General features: G+C 49.3%; 17 protein-coding genes. 8 read left to right on the top strand and 9 right to left on the bottom strand.

Annotation, left to right across the window (positions count from 1 at the left end; all coding sequences use genetic code 11):
• Positions 1-78: 78 nt before the first annotated feature.
• From JIG40_RS08330 to JIG40_RS08310, 5 genes are all read left to right on the top strand, one after another.
• Complete coding sequence (locus JIG40_RS08330) at positions 79-1,716, top strand: pectate lyase (protein ID WP_199465135.1); 1,638 nt, start codon at positions 79-81, stop codon at positions 1,714-1,716.
• Between the two features lie 32 nt (positions 1,717-1,748).
• The gene (locus tag JIG40_RS08325; protein WP_244662650.1) at positions 1,749-3,209 is read left to right on the top strand and encodes an EmmdR/YeeO family multidrug/toxin efflux MATE transporter; all 1,461 of its coding nucleotides are present in this window, start codon (positions 1,749-1,751) and stop codon (positions 3,207-3,209) included.
• Positions 3,210-3,612: 403 nt separating this feature from the next.
• Positions 3,613-5,382: a sodium:solute symporter family protein gene (locus tag JIG40_RS08320; RefSeq protein WP_020328916.1), complete on the top strand. Its 1,770-nt coding sequence runs from the start codon at positions 3,613-3,615 to the stop codon at positions 5,380-5,382.
• A 61-nt stretch (positions 5,383-5,443) separates the two neighbouring features.
• Positions 5,444-6,607, top strand: coding sequence for an oligogalacturonate lyase family protein (locus JIG40_RS08315; protein WP_199465134.1), 1,164 nt, complete (start codon positions 5,444-5,446; stop codon positions 6,605-6,607).
• A 132-nt stretch (positions 6,608-6,739) separates the two neighbouring features.
• Positions 6,740-7,060 (top strand): heavy metal-binding domain-containing protein, encoded by a 321-nt coding sequence (locus JIG40_RS08310; protein ID WP_158148597.1) that lies wholly within the window; start codon positions 6,740-6,742, stop codon positions 7,058-7,060.
• A gap of 122 nt (positions 7,061-7,182) precedes the next feature.
• On the opposite strand, the gene JIG40_RS08305 is transcribed toward JIG40_RS08310, so the two are convergent.
• Positions 7,183-7,854, bottom strand: a complete 672-nt coding sequence (locus tag JIG40_RS08305) for a LuxR C-terminal-related transcriptional regulator (RefSeq protein WP_024375010.1) — start codon at positions 7,852-7,854, stop codon at positions 7,183-7,185.
• A gap of 301 nt (positions 7,855-8,155) precedes the next feature.
• A complete protein-coding gene (locus JIG40_RS08300) occupies positions 8,156-8,608 on the bottom strand; it encodes an Lrp/AsnC family transcriptional regulator (protein WP_199465133.1) in 453 nt (150 codons plus the stop codon).
• Between the two features lie 121 nt (positions 8,609-8,729).
• On the opposite strand from JIG40_RS08300, the gene rarD reads away from it, so the two are divergent.
• Positions 8,730-9,656 (top strand): EamA family transporter RarD, encoded by a 927-nt coding sequence (gene rarD, locus JIG40_RS08295; RefSeq protein ID WP_244662649.1) that lies wholly within the window; start codon positions 8,730-8,732, stop codon positions 9,654-9,656.
• Here the strand turns inward: rarD and JIG40_RS08290 are convergent.
• A complete protein-coding gene (locus JIG40_RS08290; protein ID WP_172558512.1) occupies positions 9,645-10,163 on the bottom strand; it encodes a TetR/AcrR family transcriptional regulator in 519 nt (172 codons plus the stop codon). The genes rarD and JIG40_RS08290 overlap by 12 nt on opposite strands.
• Before the next feature lie 119 nt (positions 10,164-10,282).
• On the opposite strand from JIG40_RS08290, the gene JIG40_RS08285 reads away from it, so the two are divergent.
• Both JIG40_RS08285 and leuA read left to right on the top strand, forming a co-directional pair.
• Positions 10,283-10,489 (top strand): hypothetical protein, encoded by a 207-nt coding sequence (locus JIG40_RS08285; RefSeq protein WP_032080933.1) that lies wholly within the window; start codon positions 10,283-10,285, stop codon positions 10,487-10,489.
• A 175-nt stretch (positions 10,490-10,664) separates the two neighbouring features.
• On the top strand, positions 10,665-12,344 hold the full coding sequence (gene leuA, locus JIG40_RS08280; protein ID WP_199465131.1) for a 2-isopropylmalate synthase: 1,680 nt from the start codon (positions 10,665-10,667) through the stop codon (positions 12,342-12,344).
• On the opposite strand, the gene JIG40_RS08275 is transcribed toward leuA, so the two are convergent.
• From JIG40_RS08275 to ppiC, 6 genes are all read right to left on the bottom strand, one after another.
• Positions 12,341-13,105 carry a helix-turn-helix transcriptional regulator gene (locus JIG40_RS08275; RefSeq protein WP_199465130.1) on the bottom strand — a complete coding sequence of 255 codons (765 nt, stop codon included), beginning with the start codon at positions 13,103-13,105 and terminating at the stop codon, positions 12,341-12,343. The genes leuA and JIG40_RS08275 overlap by 4 nt on opposite strands.
• Before the next feature lie 334 nt (positions 13,106-13,439).
• Complete coding sequence (locus JIG40_RS08270) at positions 13,440-13,685, bottom strand: hypothetical protein (RefSeq protein WP_038127584.1); 246 nt, start codon at positions 13,683-13,685, stop codon at positions 13,440-13,442.
• A 68-nt stretch (positions 13,686-13,753) separates the two neighbouring features.
• Complete coding sequence (locus JIG40_RS08265; RefSeq protein ID WP_199465129.1) at positions 13,754-14,104, bottom strand: hypothetical protein; 351 nt, start codon at positions 14,102-14,104, stop codon at positions 13,754-13,756.
• Between the two features lie 100 nt (positions 14,105-14,204).
• Entirely contained in the window at positions 14,205-14,591 is a 387-nt protein-coding gene (locus JIG40_RS08260; RefSeq protein WP_199465128.1) for a tautomerase family protein, read from the bottom strand.
• Between the two features lie 152 nt (positions 14,592-14,743).
• Entirely contained in the window at positions 14,744-15,007 is a 264-nt protein-coding gene (locus JIG40_RS08255; protein WP_024375017.1) for a hypothetical protein, read from the bottom strand.
• Between the two features lie 571 nt (positions 15,008-15,578).
• Positions 15,579-15,857 (bottom strand): peptidylprolyl isomerase PpiC, encoded by a 279-nt coding sequence (ppiC, locus tag JIG40_RS08250; protein WP_020328905.1) that lies wholly within the window; start codon positions 15,855-15,857, stop codon positions 15,579-15,581.
• Between the last annotated feature and the right edge of the window lie 88 nt (positions 15,858-15,945).

Here is a 15,945-nt window from a genome sequence, read left to right as displayed (position 1 = left end):
GTTCGATTCGCTCGAATTCATCATCCGTGGTGACAACGCGGATTCTCTTATTTCCGAACACTAAAATGGAGTGGCACTATGGCTTTCACCCGACATTCGCATCTCCCTTTACTGATGGATTACTATCAGCGCCTGTTGCAACTGGCGACCTCTCCGACCTCGCCGCTGCTGGCCGATGGACTGGATATCCACACCTTGCAGCCAGTGCACTGGACATACCCGGATGGCCAGCGCGTGCCGATGAGCAATTTCGCCAGCCAGCAGAATTTTCTGCGTGGCCTGACCGCGCTCAGCATCCTCACTCAAGACCCAGGCTTTGATCAGCAGGCACGCCATATCACCGCGTATTTTCTCGATCATTATGTCGATGATGCCAGCGGCCTGTTTCACTGGGGCGGCCATCGGTTTATTCATTGGCAGAACGGCAATATTGAAGGCCCGGCCAGCAAAGAGTGCGTACACGAACTCAAACACCATTTTCCGTTCTATGCCTTTTTACATCAGGTCAATCCGGCGAAAACCGAAACTTTTCTCAAAGGGTTCTGGGCTGCGCACGTCTCCGATTGGGAAAAGCTCGACCTCAGCCGTCACGGCGAGTACGGCCAGCCTTTTGCACCCGATCTGTTTGCCCGCCACCAGCCCCAGTCGGTGGTTGACCCAGCGCTCTGGCCTGCACTGCCCGAAACGGTTGGCCTGACATTTGTTAACGCCGCCACCGATCTGATTTACGCCGCCAGTCATTATTTCCACTACACGCAGGATGAACATGCCAAGCGTTGGGCAAAGCATCTTTATCAGCAGTTTGTTTTGGCGCGTCACCCGCAAACGGGCATGCCGGTGTATCAGTTCTCTTCACCATTGCAACGCCAACCGATCCCGGACAACGACACCCTGACCTACTCCTGGTTTGGCGATCGGGCGAAACGTCAGTTCGGCCCGGAATTTGGCGAGATTGCCCGTGAAGCCAATGTGCTGTTTCGCGACAGCTGGCCCGTGGTGGTCGATAATCCGCTGGCCATCCTCGAATGCGCCAAGCTGCTGGATGAGCCGCAGATGCGTCAGTGGGCGATTGACGGCATCACGGCATACTTTGCCCATGCCTGGGATGAAACCCACAACCGAATGATTCCGATGTGGAACAGCGGTGAAGACATGACTGGTTATACGTTTGTGCGCGACGGTTACTATGGTGATAAAGGCACGACGTTGGCCAGACAACCGACCGATCCCGCCTATCTGCTGACGCTGATCCGCGCCAGCCTGCAAAGTGAAGACGCCACGCTGCGTGATCTCACCGTGCGCATGTGGCAACGCTTTGGTTTGGGAGAGCTCGATGCCGCCACTTTGCATGCAACGCATGTGGCTGAGCAGACCACGCTAGCGTCGGCTTATCTGCTCATGGCAATCCTTGAGCTGCACGCCGCCAGTCACGATGAAAGATTGCTGCGTTTAGCCGACGATGTCGCAGAAAATCTGCTGCGCCAGCACTATCATGCCGGCTTCTTCTTACCCGGACCGCTGCACCGTTATGTTCGACTTGATGATCCGCTGCCTTACGCGTTGTTGGCTCTTGAAGCGGCGCATCAGGGAAGGTACGCCGACATTCCTGTGATGATTTCCAAAGGTGGTTACCTGCACGGTGAGCGCCTGGTTGGTGATGCCATCAAAACGGTGTACGACTACGACGTCATTTACAATCAGACCTCAGCGGCCTGAATGCTGTTCTCTTTTATTGATGGAAGTGAATTTTGTCTGACCGTTTTTCTTCAGAAACCGAGCTGGTTGCCAGGCCTGACTCCGAACCGCCTTGCTCCCAAACGCCAGTGCGACGCTGGCGTATACGCTATCGTCACCGCGTATTAATTCAGCGTAGTATTCTGCCTTTTACCTGGCCGATTCTGGTTGAATTGGTCTGCGTAGTGTTGATGGGGATCGTAAGCACCATTCTGGTCAGCCGGATTGGTAAAGATGCCACCGCCGCGGTGGGGATCACCGACAGCGTGACCTACATTATTCTGTCACTACTCACGGCAATCGCACTCGGCGGCTCGGTATTGATTGCTCAGGCCTTTGGTCGCCGGGATCGGCAAAAAGCGCTGTTTGGTGCCAGTCAGGTGATGAACCTCGGCGTGTTGATCAGTGTGGTCTGCTGCGTGGCGATGTTTCTGTTTACCGAGCCTATTCTGGCTGTGGTGGCCTACGGTGCGGAGCCAGAGGTGATAGCGCTTGCCGATCAATACCTCAAGATGATAGCGCTGAGCTATCCGGCACTGGCGATCACGCTCTCAGGCAGTGGCATTTTGCGCGCCGTGGGCAATTCACGCTCGCCCGCAACGACCAATATACTGATGAACATCCTCAATATCGTCATCAGCTACCCGTTGATTTACGGCATTGAAGCGCTGCACTGGAATGGCTTGGGGATGCTGGGCGCCGGGATTGGCATCAGTGCGGCTCGCTGGATTGGGGCGGGAATGATTCTGTTTGTGCTCACTCACAACGGTTCGCTGCGCGTGCCAGCCAATGAATTTCTCAAACCGTTCAGCCGTTCAATCCTCAAAGAAATCTTGGTCATCGGCGTGCCTGCCAGCGTCGAGTCGCTGATGTTTAACATTGGCAAACTCATTACCCAAATCATGGTCGCAGGCATGGGCACGATCGTCATGGCGGGAAACGTGGTCACGTTTTCCGTCCTGCTGTTTGTCAATATTCCCGGGAATGCGCTGGCTATGGCTGCGACGGTGCTGATTGGCAAACGCCTTGGTCAGAACCAGACCCGCACCGCGCGGCTGGAAATGCAACTGATCCTCTGGCTGGCGACCGCAGCGTTGATCGCGCTGGGCATTGTCACCGTGCCATTTGCCCACCAAATTGGCGCGATTTACACCGATGACCCGGCGGTGATTGACGTCGTGGTTAACCTTATCTATCTCAATGCGTTGATGATGCCGATTTGGGCGGCTTCCTTTGTGTTGCCTGCTGCGTTTAAAGGCGCCAAAGACGTGAAGTACAGCATGTGGACGGCAATCCTCAGCATGTGGGGATGCCGGATTGTGCTCGGCTATCTGTTGGGAATCTATGCGCAGTTGGGCATCTACGGGATCTGGCTCGGTATGTTTGCCGACTGGTGGCTGCGCGGTGCCCTCTATTTATATCGTATGCTCAGCCGCCGCTGGCTCAACGTCTATCTCACCAGCCGGGATAACTGAACCCGTTCTGAGCTGACGGCGCCTCGGGACGCCGTCAGTTTTTAATCACTTTCGCACACCAAAGCACACGACTTCGCGTATTCTTAACAAAGAGCTGATGATACCGAAGCCGCTGTGACTCACTCTCATTTCACTCGAACTGCCTTGTTTTTATCACTTCTGATTATCGTAGAACGGTTAGTTTTTCAGTCAGTTAATCACGCTAAAGCGTTGCGGTACAAGCTCTCAGTCAATATGGAGGCGCGCTGACTATGGCAAGAAACTGGAAAGGTCTGTTTATGATTCAGATCACTAAATCATTAAAAATATAAAAATTGAACCATTGTTTCGATTTTTATCACATACCATTTCAAGTTATTCTCATATAATCATCGAAAATTAAAACAGCGTTTCGAGGTTTAACATGCAATACGATTATCTTGTCATTGCAGGCTATTTTGCCCTGATGGTGGCAATCAGCTTGCTGTTCAAAAAGATGGCCAGCAACAGTACCAGTGATTACTTCCGCGGGGGCGGTAAAATGCTCTGGTGGATGGTGGGTGCGACCGCCTTTATGACTCAATTTTCTGCCTGGACATTCACCGGTGCTGCCGGTAAAGCGTTCAGCGATGGTTTCGCCGTCCTCGCCGTCTTTATCGGTAACATGGTGGCGTATGTGTTCGCTTACTTCTACTTTGCTCGCCGCTTCCGTCAGATGCGTGTCGATACCCCAACCGAAGGCGTGAAGCGTCGTTTTGGCGGCGTCAACGAGCAGTTCTTCACTTGGGTGATCATTCCTCTGAGCGTGATCAACGCCGGGGTATGGCTCAACGGCCTGGGTGTGTTTGCCTCTGCGGTATTTGATGCCGACATCGTGACGACCATTTGGGTTACCGGCCTGGCTGTACTGGCAATTTCATTGCTGAGTGGCGCCTGGGGTGTAGTGGCTTCTGACTTCATTCAGACTCTGGTGGTTGCGGTTATCTCTGTCGCATGTGCACTGGTTGCTCTCTACGTGGTGGGTGGCCCGAGCGAAATCGTCAATAACTTCCCTGGCGGTTTCATCATGGGTCCGGATATGAACTATCCGCTACTGCTGGTGTGTACCTTTATCTTCTTTGTGGTGAAACAGCTGCAAAGTATCAACAACATGCAGGAATCTTACCGCTTCCTGAACGCAAAAGACTCGAAAAACGCCAGCAAAGCTGCCCTGTTAGCGCTGGGTATGATGGTGGTTGGCGCGGTGATTTGGTTCATTCCACCTTGGGCTTCTGCCATCCTTTACCCTGATGCGGCAACTCAGTATTCGCAACTGGGCGCGAAAGCGGGTGATGCGGTTTACCTGGTGTTTGCACGTGAAACCATGCCTCTAGGCACCGTGGGTTTGCTGATGGCCGGTCTGTTCGCCGCCACCATGTCTTCGATGGATTCAGCACTGAACCGCAACTCCGGCATCTTCGTTCGCAGCTTCTACGCACCTATCATGCGTAAAGGTCAGGCAACGGATAAAGAGCAGCTGCGCGCAGGGCAAATCGCGTGTCTGGTGAACGGTCTGCTGGTTATTTTCATGGCGCAGTTCTTCAACTCGCTGAAACATCTGAGCCTGTTTGATCTGATGATGCAAGTTGCGACGCTGCTGCAATCTCCGATTCTGGTGCCGCTGTTCCTGGGTATCCTGATTCGCAAAACGCCAAAATGGGCACCATGGGCAACGGTTGTATTCGGTATGCTGGTTTCTTGGTCTGTGGTGGAATTCTTCACCCCGGCAAACGTGGCAAGCTGGTTTGGTATCGATGAACTGACTCGTCGTGAAGCGGGCGAAATGCGCACCATCATCACGATTGCGGCGCACCTGTTCCTGACCGCAGGTTTCTTCTGCCTGACCACACTGTTCTACAAAGAAGAGAACGACTCATACAAAGCGCAAACAGCCGAGTTCTTCAAAGATGTGGACACAGAGTGTGTTGCCGAAGAAGGTCAGGACATCGTTGACCGTATGCAGCGCAACAAGCTGGGCAGTTTGGTGATGTACATGGCGGCGGGTCTGTCACTGATGATTCTGATCCCGAACCCAATGTGGGGACGACTACTGTTCTTGGGTTGTGCGGCGGTGATTGCTTTCGTCGGCTACGCTCTCAAACGCAGCGCCGGGCTGGACACCGTAGTAAAAAAAAGTGTGATTTCTTCTAACTGATTCAATTGAACGTTCACTGCCAGTCCTCGTCGGTTGGCAGTGCCATTTGCGGAGATTATTTATGGCTAAAGGTGATGTAATTCAGCTGGCATTCGAATCATTCATCGACAGCGACACCCAAGTAAAAGTGACTCGTCTGACTCCAACGGATGTGATTTGTCATCGTAACTACTTCTATCAAAAGTGTTTTACCAAAGACGGCAGCAAACTGCTGTTTGCCGGTGACTTTGATGGAACCCGTAACTACTACCTGGTCGATCTGAACACACAACAGGCCAAGCAGCTTACGGAAGGCAAAGGTGACAATACCTTCGGCGGCTTCATCTCTGACGATGATCGTTCTTTCTTCTACGTCAAAAATGAACTGAACCTGATGAAAGTGGACCTCGAAACACTCGAAGAACAGGTCATTTACACCGTCGATGAAGAGTGGAAAGGTTACGGCACCTGGGTGGCGAACTCCGAATGCACGAAACTGGTCGGTATTGAAATCCTCAAGCGTGACTGGCAGCCACTGACCTCGTGGGAAAAGTTTGCTGAGTTTTACCACACCAAACCCACCTGCCGCCTGATCAAAGTCGATATTCAAACTGGTGAACTGGATGTAGTCCATCAGGACAACGCGTGGCTGGGCCACCCGATTTACCGTCCGTTTGACGATTCCACCATTGGCTTCTGCCATGAAGGTCCGCACGATTTGGTCGACGCACGCATGTGGCTGGTGAACGAAGACGGCAGCAATGTTCGCAAGATCAAAGAACACGCACCGGGCGAATCGTGCACTCATGAGTTCTGGATTCCGGATGGCAGCGCCATGGCTTATGTTTCTTACTTTAAAGGCATGACCGAGCGCGTGATTTACAAAGCCAACCCGGACACGCTGGAAAACGAAGAGGTAATGGTGATGCCGCCATGTTCACACCTGATGAGTAACTTCGACGGCTCTCTGATGGTGGGTGACGGCTGTGATGCCCCAGTGGATGTGGCTGACGCGGAAAGTTACGACATCGAAAATGATCCGTTCCTCTACATCCTCAACACCAAAACCAAGCACTACGCCAAGCTGGCCAAACACAGTACATCGTGGGATGTGCTCGATGGTGACCGTCAAATCACTCACCCTCACCCATCTTTCACACCGGGTGATAAGGGCGTGCTGTTTACCAGTGATTTTGAAGGTGTGCCAGCCATTTACATTGCCGACATTCCGGCTGAATTGCATTAAATCCCCCTATGCTCCGATAAGCCTTCGCTCACTGCGAAGGCTTTTTTTTTGTCCGCCCCGATTGCTGCACGGAACTCTCGGCTGGTTTACACTTCTAACTCGCGTAAACCTTAAAACATAACGGAGTCAGGAATGATCGTCACCACCACCCCTCAGGTTGAAGGCAAACGTATCGTGCGCTATTGCGGCGTCATCGCCGGAGAAGCCATTTTAGGCGCCAATATTTTCAAAGATCTGTTTGCTGGCATTCGCGATATCGTGGGTGGCCGTTCAGCAACGTATGAGCATGAATTACAAAAAGCACGCACCATTGCCCTACAAGAGTTGCAAGTGCGCGCCACAGAGCTTGGGGCGAACGCCGTTGTCGGGATTGATCTGGATTACGAAACGTTCGGAAAAACCAACGGCATGTTAATGGTGTCCGTCAGTGGTACAGCGGTAATTGTCGAATAAAGTAAAAAGGCAGCCTTAGCTGCCTTTTCTGTAATAAATAAACCTTCGTTGACTCATAAATATAAATCTAAACTTTAGTATGGCATCGGACCTTCATATTTATCTAAGATCTGTTTTTATTATTAGCTGACTTCTTCCATGCCAATATTACTCTTCGCCCAGATCAACGCCTGCAGACGGTTCTTCGCATTTATTTTCTTAAATACATTGTGCAGGTGAGTCTTCACGGTGTTTTCACTCACGTAAAGTTTATCGGCGATTTCAATATTTGAAGCACCACTGCCAAGCAGTTTAATAATTTGTTGTTCACGGCGAGTCAAACGAGTGTAGACCTGTGACGTCACAGCCGGAGCACCTGCGCGATAGTGCATGATGTACTCCTGAGCCAACTTACGGGTCAGCCACATTTCGTCTTCCAGAATCTTGTTCATGCCTTTGACTAACGCTTCAATATCGTCGTCAGCGAAGAACACACCAGAGAGTTTTTGCCACTTAAACAAAGACTTAGATTCAGCCTCTGGCGGGCAATTGATCACCACCTCTTTGGCCTCCGGGCACGTCATCTGTTTAAACGTGTAGTAATCGCCGAGGGTCTCGCTCTCAATGCATGAATAATCGATGATGATAATTTTGACGTCGTGACACGCAGGATCATTCTCGTGCTGCCACACTTCACTAAACGGTGAAACATCAATCCGAACCGGCAATTTGGATTCTAATGCGTCTTTTAATAATCTCGATTGCATGCATACATCGGAAAGTAATCGTACGTTTAGTCTTTTTCCTTCACTCATTACAAATACTCCTAAGCCCTATGACTGACATAAGTAAAAACTAACCCGAAGGAGGGGGAAGTCAATGCGCCAAATTCGCGAGGAACTATTTATATACGAATAATGCTTATTTTAGTTGAACTAATTCATCAACTTAATTCATTGTCTTATTTATGAGAAGCATTGATAGATTTAATTATATCCATGTATTAGTGAAGCTTAAATAACGACACACATCACACTTAAATAGCCAAATATTAATAATTCAGACAATTAATATCCTATTCGATCCAGCTTCTTTGCCCCAACAACCTAAGGCAAGTTACAGTACATCCAACGTCGCCTTCACTCGCTCCAGCGCCACCATGGTTCTGAACCATTTCACGTTGGGGTTACTGTGAAACAGCTTGTCGCAAATCTCCTGAAAACGTTGCATATTGGGCACCACAAGCACTAAGACAAAATCAGCATTGCCGGTAACGTAGTAGCACTGCTGAACTTCTGGGCCGGAGAAACTTCGCTTGAGAACATCCAGATCGAGCGCATACGTTTTCTCTGCCTGTACTTCAACCACAATCGTGATGACCTGATTGAGTTTGTCCGGGTCCAACACCGCTACATTGGCTTGAATGTAACCATTGTCTTTGAGTTTTTGGATACGCCGCTGAACAGAAGCCGTCGACAAATAAACCGCATCCGCCAACTCGCGCAGCGGGGTTTGGCAGTTACGCTGCAACAATTCCAACAATGCATAATCGTATTTATCTAACGTCATCAGACTCTTCCGGTGAGAAATTTTCTCACTCACGTTATGAATTTCGAGCGCCTTTATCAAGCCTGACGCAATAAAATATCTTCACTTTATTCATAACCCTTTTGTGACCATGCAAAAAACCATGCACACCCCATTAGGCGTCACCCTCAATGTGATTGCCTCTGCCCTCTTTGCGCTGATGTTCGCCTACACCGCTTTATTGCAAGAGCTGAAAGGCGAAGAAATTTATGGCTGGCGAATTCTGCTCACCTTTCCACTGCTCACGCTGTTCATCCTGCTAAGAGGCTATTGGTCTCAGGTCGCCACGTTGTTTCAGCGACTACGAACCGAGCGCTTTTTTTGGTTGTCACGCATCGTATCGTCGTTTCTGATTGGCATTCAGTTGTGGCTGTTTATGTGGGCACCCGTCAATGGTTACGGGCTTTCGGTGTCGCTGGGTTACTTCATTATGCCAATCACCATGGTGGTGGTCGGGCGCTTTGCGTTTAAAGACCGCATGTCGCGCTTTCAGCAGTTAGCTTGTTTGTTTGCATTGGTCGGCGTTATAAACCAACTGGCCATCTCTCAAACATTGTCATGGCCAACGCTCATGGTTTGTTTAGGTTATCCGATCTATTTTTGGCTGCGCTACAAAACCGACACCAACCACATTGGCGGCCTGTGGTTTGACATGATGCTCAGCCTGCCTTTCAGCTTGTACTTCATTTTTCACAGCGGCGATGTGTTGCAAGCATTGAGCGTCAATCTGGATTTGTTGTGGCTTATCTTAGGGTTGGGCGCTATCAGTGCGCTGGCGCTGGCCTTTCAATCGCTGTCGGCACCGCATCTGAATCTAACGCTATTTGGCTTGCTGGTTTATGTCGAACCCGTGTTATTGCTGCTGGTTGCACTGTTGCTCGGCGAAAGCATTTACGCTGGCGAATGGCCAACTTACATCGCCATCTGGCTTGCCGTCGTCGTATTGATGATGGAGGGCGGGCTGAGTCTGCGTAAGTCCAGGACGGTAAAACGCACACCAAGCGACGAACCCATTCGTTCAACTGAGTAAGCTTTGGTATTTGCTTTCTAATGTTTGAAGCGCGAGTTCAAGATTGGGCTCTGGCTTGCTCAGATGAGTTATCAGAGTCATGAAGTAGCAATCAAGCAACACCGGCATTTTTTCGGCTAACGCCGCCGGAAGATTGGCCGTATCAAAAATCGCCTGATTGAAAGATTGGTAGTAGTCCATGTCCCACACCACTTCTTTAAGCAGGGCACGACTCAAATTCACGTTAGCAAAATAGTAGCCGTAATAGGTGCGAGCAAACTGCATCGCCAGCTCACACATATCTTGCGAAGGTTGATTGACTCCTTGTTGCGACAACCGCTCCAGTTGATTCATGACGCCTTCGCGCAGTATGGCCAATTTAGTCTCAAAGTGACTGAAAACCGTTCCATCCGCCACGCCAGCCTGACGCGCTATCTGGCGAGTCGAGGTTTCTTGATATCCCTGAGTTTCAAATAGTTGCCACGCAGCTGCCAGTATTCGCTCTCTCGTTTGCTCTCGCTTACCCATAATCCACTCATCATCATTTCATGCCGTTGCATCATACCTTTCCCTACTCACATTGACAAACTGAGCACGCTCATTTATAAATTGAGCACGCTCAATAAAACGATAATTTGGAGAAAATAATGATAACGATGCTCAAGACCGTGATGCTGACACTCTGCCAATGGTTTGTATTTTTGCCAGGCTTGTTTTGCTTTTCGTACCTGCTAAGGCCGCTGCTGATTGTGGTGTTGGTGCCGGGTGGCCTGCTGCTTTTGGCCGTGATTGGCGGACAAGAAGTCAGAGCGGAAATGAAACAGATGCTTAAAGGAATGATGACGTCGCTTTGACTCAAGCAAACAGCCAGTTTCAATATCGATTGCGCGTAATGAGAGCCCGACTTCGCTGATTTGAATGTCGCACTTTGTCCAATTCACGACGATGCCTGTCCAGTTCTGCGCAGATATCCTGGCGGCGCTTATTTAGCATGAATGTCCGATTTACTTACCCACGGACAAATTCATCATGTTAGATAACCCTGCAGACAAATACCGACCGGCTGCGATCATTCCGTTTCCGCAGCGAACCTGGCCTTCAAAAGTGCTGACGCAGGCGCCGCGTTGGTGCTCCACGGATCTGCGTGACGGCAATCAGGCTCTCGCCAACCCGATGAATAAAGAGAGAAAACTGAAGTTCTTTCACCACTTGGTTGAATGCGGATTCAAAGAGATCGAAGTCGCTTTCCCTTCTGCATCACAAACCGATTTCGATTTTGTGCGCTGCCTGATTGAAGAGCGCCTGATTCCAGACGACGTCACCATTCAGGTCATCACCCAATCGAGAACGGATCTGATTGAGCGCACCGTCGCCGCGCTCAACGGAGCGCCAAAAGCCATCATCCATTTATACAATGCCACCGCACCGCTCTTTCGTGAGCTGGTGTTCGAGCAAGACAAGCAAGCCACATTGGAACTGGCCGTCAAGGGGGTGAGGCAGATTAAGGCCTTGTGCGACGCGCATCCGCAGACGCAGTGGACACTGGAATACTCGCCAGAAACGTTCAACTTCACCGAGCCAGAATTTGCGCTGGAGATTTGCGAAGCCGTTGCCGCTGTCTGGCAACCAAGCCAGCAGCGCCCGCTCATTCTTAACTTGCCCACCACGGTGGAGTGCAACACGCCGAATGTATTCGCCGATCAAATCGAGCACTTCATTCGTACTTTCTCTTGCTTGCAGTTTGTCACCATCAGCGTACATCCGCACAATGACCGCGGCACCGGAGTCGCCAGTGCTGAGCTTGCCATGCTGGCAGGCGCCACTCGTATTGAAGGCTGCTTGTTCGGCAACGGCGAACGGACCGGCAACGCCGATTTGGTGACGATTGCGCTCAATCTGTACTCACAAGGCATCGATCCGCAACTGCGCTTTTCAGACATTCGACGCACGGTAGAAGTCGTCGAAGAGTGCAATGAGCTGCCCGTCCACCCTCGCCATCCCTACGGCGGGCGACTGGTGTTTACTGCATTCTCCGGCTCGCATCAGGACGCGATCAAAAAAGGCTTTGCCCGCCATCACCAAGCGCCACAACCGGTTTGGTCGATCCCTTATTTACCACTCGACCCCATGGATCTGGGTTGCAACTACGAAGAGGTGATTCGGGTCAACAGCCAGTCGGGGAAAAGCGGTGCAGCGTGGTTGCTGCAAGAGAACCACGGCTTGTCGCTCCCCAAAATGCTGCAAGTGGATTTAAGCCAACGCGTGAAACGCCATACTGATCAAACCGGACGCGAAATCTCGCTTGCCGAATTGTGGCAGCTTTTCAGACAAGCCTATGGATTAACGCCATCGCCAGAGATGTGCCTGATGAGTTATCAGAGCCAACCCACACTGGCGGGCCAGAGTATTGAAAGCCGCCTGCGTTTCAATGAGGAAGAGATATTCTGCTCTGGCGTTGGCAACGGTTTACTCTCAGCCATGTTAAACGCACTCACTAAGCAGTTTGGTGTGGCGAGCAACATCGTCTATTACCACGAACACACGCTCGGCTCGCACACGCAGAGCAAGGCGGTGACCTACGTTCAGCTTCAGTCTCAATCGTCGAATGTGAATCACTTTGGCGTGGCGATTGAAGAGGATGCGACCAAGGCATCGCTGCAAGCCTTGATGAATGCCTACGCCAACCTGCTCAAAACACAGAATAGTTAGAGCGCCATTGAGGCCGTATATTCGCTCGGAGACAGCCCGATACGGCTTTTAAACATGGCGCTGAACGCACTCGGGCTGTCGTATCCAATGGCCAGCGCGCTGTCGAGCACACTGTGGCCGCTGGCTAACAGTTCGAGAGCGTGAATCAAGCGTTTCTGGCGCAGCCATTCGGTGAACGTGAGCCCCAGCTCTTGTTGAAATTTGCGCGAAACGGTGCGTTCACTTTGGCTCAAATATTTCGCCGCGTCAGACGCGGTCCAAGGGTGAGCAATGCGTTCAGACACGTGATCACACAGCGTGATTAACCCATCTGAACTTGGATTTGGCAGATAAAAGTCGACTGGTTTGAGTCGGCGCAACTCATCCAGAATCAGCTCAAAAATGCGCTCTTCCCGCGTTCCGGCAATCCGTTCATCGGGCAGAGACACCGCTTCAACAATCAGATATTTCAGTAAAGACGGCACTTCCGACAACACGCAAGTGTTAGGCAAATCAGCTCGTGCCATCGAATCGACAAACAGCGTACGCACTTTGACATTGCCCGTAATTCTGAGGCTGTGGGAAACGCCAGCCGGAATCCACATGCCTTTATTCGCCGTCACCACCCAGGCTCCAGCGGCTGTATCCACCCGAATCACGCCATTTAACGCGTGCAGAAACTGCGCACACTGATGCTCGTGTGCGGCTTCTGTATCACCATGAGTGTAATCGTGAGCGTAAGCCAAAACGGGTGGCCCCAATATTTCGTCGCAGAATTTCATTGTGTGTTCGCTAAAGCCAGCCTCATTAAACGCGGCGGAGAATCACCAGAAAAATCATACTAGCGGTCACACCGTGAGATGCAACTGTCTGGAACGTCTGGCTATTCGGAAAGCAGAGTTTGGTGTTCCACACCCTATCTATCATGGCTAAACAAATCGTCAAACATTAGAAAAGGTAAAAGCGCAACCAAGGGGAAACGCAGTTTAAAGCGCGTAATTAAAATTCGATGAATTAACGCCTCGTTACTGTGAGACAAACGTAAGCCATACTTGAGCGCAGTGAAACTGTCCTGAGGTTGGAGGAGCTCTAAAACAACCTGTTTTCGGCCTGCCCTTATCTCGATATGAATGTATTGAAAATACCGACCAATAGCAGCACACCTATAATAATGGCCAGACCTAGATAGCTTATTTTCATGCGCATTGAGTCGTCGTTTCCAGCCGGAAATTTGCCCAACGTCACCGTTTTTGAAACCGCATATCCAACCGTATAAAAAAACCACCCGACTAATCTAATTTCAAGTAGCAGCATAAACACTCTGCCAAACACTCTGAGCAGCATACTTATAAGATCATCCATTTATTGCTCCATTTTCAATACCAAGCGTAGGGAATAACTATTAACGCCATACTCGTTTATGCTCGTACTCAAAGAAATTGAAGGACTAAACAAGCAATAAACGCTGGTAGACCAGCTATGAAAAAAACTAAGCCAGTCTGGTAGTTCATTCGATAGTGCTCTCGTTCGTCTTTTGCGAAATCATGGCCTTCTACCATTTTGTAGACTTTATCTGTTCTAGTATCATCTAACCGAGTCGTCTTACTATGGATGCCACCTTCCCACATGAGCTTCGCCAAAAACCATATAACGATGACAACAAAGAAAAGAAAGTCGACCAACTGAGTAGTAGCAAAGAATGGAACAAACTGGGCTAGAGCTATAACAACAAGAGCCGCTGAGAGGTTAATTAGAACCAATTTTTTGAGTAAATCGAGCAAAATTACCTCCTAGAGCAGAACGCAGCGTTAAGGGGAGAGTGCCACAAAACCACCGCAAACTAAAAAGGCGACGCGGCATGAATCTCTCTTGAGCGCCTTGCTATACGTTGACCTTGTAGGTTAAGTCTGACACTTCATCACCTGTGATACCTCTGAAACCCCAACAATGAGCAGGTTGCTCTTTGATTGTAATTTCAACATCAATGGGAGCGATGCCTAGACTCGCTTCAATATTATTAAATAGAGCCTTTATTAGAGCCTTCTTGGTTTCGACTTTGCGACCTTCCATCATATTTACTTCTATCACCGTGTAAGCATCAGAACGGCCACTAGGATAGTAGAAATCACTTTTATCGAGAGGGACGAATCTTTGAGCACGCTTATCCTCAGGCAAACCTAAGGCTTGAGTCATCGATTCTTGGATCACATCTGATAAATCAGCTTTTATGGCATTCAAATGCTCTTTAATTCCATATATAACGACCACGATTTCTCCTTAAAACGTATAACGCCCAATTAAGGGGTGAGCAACGCTACCACCCAAACCTAAAGCATTGTGCCACAAACACTAAACTTGAAGTAGAAGCAAAAATACCAAGCGTTGGGAATCCCTCTTAAATTGTTTGTTATGTGCCGTGGTTAGTGTTTTTCACAATCCTTTTTGTCTTTGAACAGATTAGTTAGTGCCGTTGCTTCTGTTCTTTCTAGGTCTTGATAAGCATCGAAAACGTCACCATTTTTGTACCCAAGAAGGAACAGCCCACCTTGAATAATTAGGGTAAAAAATGACACAACTAGAATCAGAAATGGAATGACACCAAACATATCAAGAGACAGTAAAAGTGAAGACAATGCTATAGCCACCACTGAAATCACCACTTTAACCTTGCTGCTAAAAACCATAACACCCTCTAAAATATGAAATTTTAGCCATTCTATAAGTTAATGGTTGCACATAATGTTTGTCGCTTCACGTGAAAGGCACATAACATTTTATTAGTGCACACGATTACTTACCTCATTAAACCAGTAAAAACGCGCATTGTTAAATAATTGTATTTCAACGAAGTCATTACCTATATATTAAATACACCATTCAGGGAAACGAGCATGCGCGTTATCCAAACCTACTATTTACTGGATGAAATACATAAGTAATTAACTCTAAGGTTATTTACTGTGAAGAAAATGAGAACATGCGCACGAATACAGGTTAGCAATCACTAAAAATCCCAAGTTCAAATACAACTCTATAGTTTTAATCAATCTCTGGAAGCTTTTATCAGACGAGGTATATAGATGAGAATTTTTCGGGAGAAAATCCGTTTGTTGCTTCGCCGCAGACAACTGACTAACTCTATGGTGCAGAAATAAGCACATCATGGCAAACCAGAACGTGCTTACCATGATGTTGAGACAGGGATTAGGATGGGAATATTTAGGCTATACGTCGGCGAGCTTACGCTGCTAACGATTAAGTGCGATACAGCACTTTAACAACGTGCCAGCCAAATTTAGTTTTCACCAGTTGAGGGGTGAGGATTTCACCTTGAAAACACGCTTTATCAAACTGTGGCACCATTTGCCCCTGGCGGAATTCGCCCAGGTCGCCACCTTTTTTGCCCGATGGACACAGCGAATATTTCTTGGCCAGAGTCTGAAACTTTGCACCTTTCTTTAGCTGCTGAATGATGTCATCAGCCTGTTCTTTGTGCTTCACCAGAATATGAAGCGCTGCTGCGGTTCTTGCCATATTTGACCCTCAAACGACTTAGTGCGGTAAAAAAGTGGCTTAGTCTATCGGAACTCCGACCGAGTTGCACCCTGCATTGACGACGACA

This window comes from Vibrio sp. bablab_jr001, from assembly GCF_016464285.1.
Classification (GTDB): Bacteria; Pseudomonadota; Gammaproteobacteria; order Enterobacterales; family Vibrionaceae; genus Vibrio; species Vibrio fluvialis.
The sequence above is the reverse complement of the archived record's forward strand: the minus strand, read 5'-3'. Positions and strand labels throughout refer to the sequence as shown.